The organism is Methylibium sp. T29, from assembly GCF_000576205.1.
Classification (GTDB): domain Bacteria; phylum Pseudomonadota; class Gammaproteobacteria; order Burkholderiales; family Burkholderiaceae_C; genus Methylibium; species Methylibium petroleiphilum.
The window spans coordinates 1-3,654 of sequence record NZ_AZND01000296.1; the positions used below are offsets into that span (position 1 = coordinate 1).

General features: G+C 67.9%; 3 protein-coding genes and 1 tRNA gene. 3 read left to right on the forward strand and 1 reads right to left on the reverse strand.

Translation table 11 applies throughout. The features are described from left to right. Nucleotides 1-234 precede the first annotated feature (234 nt). The 3 genes from x551_RS19685 (at nucleotide 235) to x551_RS19695 (ending at nucleotide 2,179) form a co-directional block, all read left to right on the forward strand. The gene (locus x551_RS19685; RefSeq protein ID WP_051512201.1) at nucleotides 235-1,827 is read left to right on the forward strand and encodes a translocation/assembly module TamB domain-containing protein; all 1,593 of its coding nucleotides are present in this window, start codon (nucleotides 235-237) and stop codon (nucleotides 1,825-1,827) included. A 33-nt stretch (nucleotides 1,828-1,860) separates the two neighbouring features. Beyond that, a tRNA-Arg gene (locus x551_RS19690) sits at nucleotides 1,861-1,935 on the forward strand. A 58-nt stretch (nucleotides 1,936-1,993) separates the two neighbouring features. Continuing rightward, nucleotides 1,994-2,179, forward strand: coding sequence for a hypothetical protein (locus x551_RS19695; protein WP_036234259.1), 186 nt, complete (start codon nucleotides 1,994-1,996; stop codon nucleotides 2,177-2,179). Nucleotides 2,180-2,378: 199 nt separating this feature from the next. On the opposite strand, the gene x551_RS19700 is transcribed toward x551_RS19695, so the two are convergent. Next, complete coding sequence (locus x551_RS19700; protein ID WP_081771419.1) at nucleotides 2,379-3,560, reverse strand: LysR family transcriptional regulator; 1,182 nt, start codon at nucleotides 3,558-3,560, stop codon at nucleotides 2,379-2,381. Between the last annotated feature and the right edge of the window lie 94 nt (nucleotides 3,561-3,654).

The following is a 3,654-nucleotide window of genomic DNA, read 5'->3' on the forward strand; positions in this document are numbered from 1 at the left end:
CGCCGCGCCCACCGACGCGACGGCGGCCCGCCCCCAGGTCGCGCCGCTGCCGCTGGTCGTCGCACGCGAGCTCGCGTTCGAACTGCAGCAGGGAGAACAGTTGCTGCGCTGGCAAATGACGCCGGGCAGCGTCGACGTGCTGGGCGCGGTGCTGCGCTGGCAGACGCTGCGCTGGCAGCGCCAGAGCGAGCGGCCTCCGCAACTCGACCTGCAGGCCGACGTCGACCGTTCGAGGTGGCGCGCCTGCTGCGGCGGCTGCAGCCCGATTTCGGATGGGTCGGCGATCTGCGCGTCGGCGCGCAAGTGCGCGTGCGCAGCGATCCGGCGGTCAGCGCGCACATCGAGATCGCCCGTACCGGCGGCGACCTGCAGGTCAACGAGTTCGGCAGCATCCAGCCGCTGGGCCTCACGGACGCCCGACTCGAGTTCATGGCCGAGTCCGGCCTGTGGCAGTTCAACCAGCTCGTCGCCGGCGCCCAGCTCGGGCGCGTGGTCGGCGCACAGACCGTGCGCACCGCGCCCGACCTGCTGTGGCCCGCCCCTGACGCACCGGTCGAGGGCGCGCTGCGGGTGCAGGTCGAGAACCTGGGCGCCTGGGGGGCCTGGGTGCCGGCCGGCTGGCGCCTGGGCGGGCAGATGGACGGCACCCTGCTCGTCGGGGGGCGGTTCGGCGGTCCCGATCTGACGGGGCAGCTCGCCGGCCGCCAGCTCGCGCTGCGCAACACACTCGAAGGCGTGGCCCTGTCCGACGGCGAACTCGATGCCCGCTTCGATGGCGACACCGCCCGGCTGACCACGCTGCGGTTCAAGGCCGGGGAAGGCGAACTGCGCGCCAGCGGCGACGCGCGCCTGGGCGACGCGCCCCAGGCTCGGCTGCAGCTCACGGCCGAACGCGCCACGGTGCTCGGCCGCGTCGACCGGCGTGTCGTCGCCAGCGGCCAGGCCAGCCTGGCACTCGATGCGCAGACGATCAGGATCGACGGCGACTTCCGGGCCGATGAGGGCCTGATCGACATCAGCCGCAGCGACGCGCCCACGCTCGGCGAGGACGTGACCGTGCGCCGCGCCGGCGACGCCACGGCGGCGACCGAGACGGCGGCGCCGCGCACACCGCGCACCGTCGACCTGCGCCTGGCGGTCAACCTCGGCCCGCGCTTCAAGCTGCGCGGACGCGGCCTCGATACCCGACTCGAAGGCGACCTGCGCCTCACCACGCCGGGCGGCCGGCTGGCGGCACATGGCGAAATCCGCACCGATGCAGGCACCTACGAGGCCTATGGCCAGAAGCTGGCGATCGAACGCGGGGTGATCACCTTCGTGGGCGACATCGCCAATCCGCGGCTCGACATCCAGGCGGTGCGCGCCAACACCGACACCCGCGTCGGCGTCATCGTCGGCGGCAACGTGCAGTCGCCGCGGGTGCGGCTGTTCTCTGACCCCGAGTTGCCCGGCACCGAGAAGCTGGCGCTGCTGGTCACCGGCCGCAGCTATGACAGCCTGGCCGGCGGCGATGTGCTGCTGCTGCAGCGCGCCGCGTTCGCGCTGCTGGCCGGCGACGGCGCCGACGGCAAGAACCCGCTGGACGTGGCGGGCCTGCTGCGACTCGACGAACTGTCGGTGCGGCAGAGCGACGGCGCCGTCAAGGACACCGTGGTCACGGTCGGCAAGCAGATCTCCGACCGGGTCTACGTAGGCTACGAGCGCGGCCTGAACGCCACCGCCGGCAACTGGCAGCTGATCTACCGCATTGCGCAGCGCTTCACGCTGCGCGCCCAGTCGGGCGAGGACCCGGCGGTCGACCTGATCTGGATCTTCCGCTGGAACTGAGGCCGCAGCTGGCCTCCTACAATCCAGCCCGCCGCCACCGTAGTTCAATGGATAGAACGGCCGCCTCCTAAGCGGCAGATACAGGTTCGATTCCTGTCGGAGGCACCAAAATGTCGTTTCCAATCAACGTCTTGCCGATTCAGTTCGGGCGATTTTCGGAGACGACATGACCACAGACATCGTTGACCGGCTGCGCGCCCCGCGGTTCACGTTCCAATTCGCCGAAGGTTCGGCGAAGATCAGGCCGCGCCCGACCCCGCGACTCCCGACGAAGCTGGCCCTAGACGCGGCGGATGAGATCGAGCGCCTGCGCCGCGCCCTTGCGTCCAAGCAAGCGGAGATAGACGCCTGATGCTGGAGCACTGCCCGGACGAGATGACGCCCGAGCAACGCGCCGAATGGGCCCGACATCAAAGGCCTAGCTTTGTGCCGCCCGGAGCCGAGGTCTCGGTGGTTGAGTGGCCGAAGCTCTAGACAGACCGCCTCTGGCCTGCGGCCGGAGCGCTCCGACCGGATGGACAAGCTCTAATCTGTAACCCAGGGATACAGCCCTAGCGCTGTTCAAGCATCTCCGGGCACACCGTAGCCCTCGCAACCTGCCCGAACGCATCGCTGTACGTGATCGCGGTCATCTCCCGATCGGACACGTAGCCGCTCCGAGCCGAGTACGCATCCCGCGCCGCGATGGTCGGATGCTGGATCACCGTCACCCCGGAGTGCTCGCGCTCGTGCTTGTGGTGGAGGTGGCCGGTGTGGACGTAACGACGGGTCGTCGTGCCCCAGATGGCCGGGAACTGCGCCGCGAACAGCAGCGGCAGGCTGTCGGGCTTCCGAAGGTGGCCGTGATGCCAGCCAAGCATCGTCTTGCCGTGCTGGTGGACGTAGTAGGGTAGCTCGGAGTCGATCACCGACACGCGGGGTTCGTTCTCATACAGCAGGCCGAACATCTGCCTCAGCCACACCGACGAGGCCATATCATGGTTGCCCTCGGCCATCAGGACGACGACCCTGGCGTGACGTTGCAAAGCCACGTCGATCGTTCTCCGAAGGATGCGGATTGCAACCTGCACGACCTTGGAAAACCGGGAGTCGCTGTCGAGTTGGTGCCCGCTGGTCGGGGTGACTGCCGCTAGCCCGTCTTGGTGCAGGAAGTCTCCGAGCTGGGCGATCACCGCCGTCCCCGCAGGAGGGCAGGCCGCGACCAGGTGCTCCACTGCGCCGATGACCGTTTTCTCTGCAATGGCAAGATCCCAATCCGCGCCGGTCTCCTTGCCCCAGGCTTTGGCCCCGACGTGAACGTCAGTCAGGGTGATGACGTTGCACAGGGACTCTGAGACATGTTTCGGGGCCTTCAGCGGAGCCAGCCGTGGCGTCTCTTCCAGCAACGAGGCCACGGCCTCGCGGATCATCTGCTCCCGCTTCTCGTCATCGACCTTCGTCTTGACCCATTGGAGCTTGGGTTTGCCGTCCTCCCCGTACAGAGTAGACGTTCCCTTGAGCATCAGCGGATCGGGAACGATGTGAGTCAGGTCTTGGCCTGGTGCGTAGCCTTTCAGAACGGCCCGGTTCGTCGCGGCCTTGATCGCCATCCGAACGGTGCCGTAGTTCAAGCCCAATGCTCTTGCAGCGGCCCTCATAGAGCCGTGCTGGTTCACGGCATCGATGTACTTGCACTGAGTCTCGCTGGCCCAGAACTTGAGTTGCTCGTCGACGTGCTCGATTGGGCTGCTCATGCACGCTTCCGTTTCTTCTTCGGCAACGCGACAGGAACCCCTGTGGCCGGGTCTAGCTCCAAGATGGTCTTGACCATGCCTAGAGGAATCCGAT

Excerpts from the sequence above, each read along its gene's own strand:
- x551_RS19695 (WP_036234259.1), top strand. The coding sequence starts at position 1,994 with ATGACCACAGACATCGTTGACCGGCTGCGCGCCCCGCGGTTCACGTTC.
- x551_RS19700 (WP_081771419.1), bottom strand. The coding sequence starts at position 3,560 with ATGAGCAGCCCAATCGAGCACGTCGACGAGCAACTCAAGTTCTGGGCC.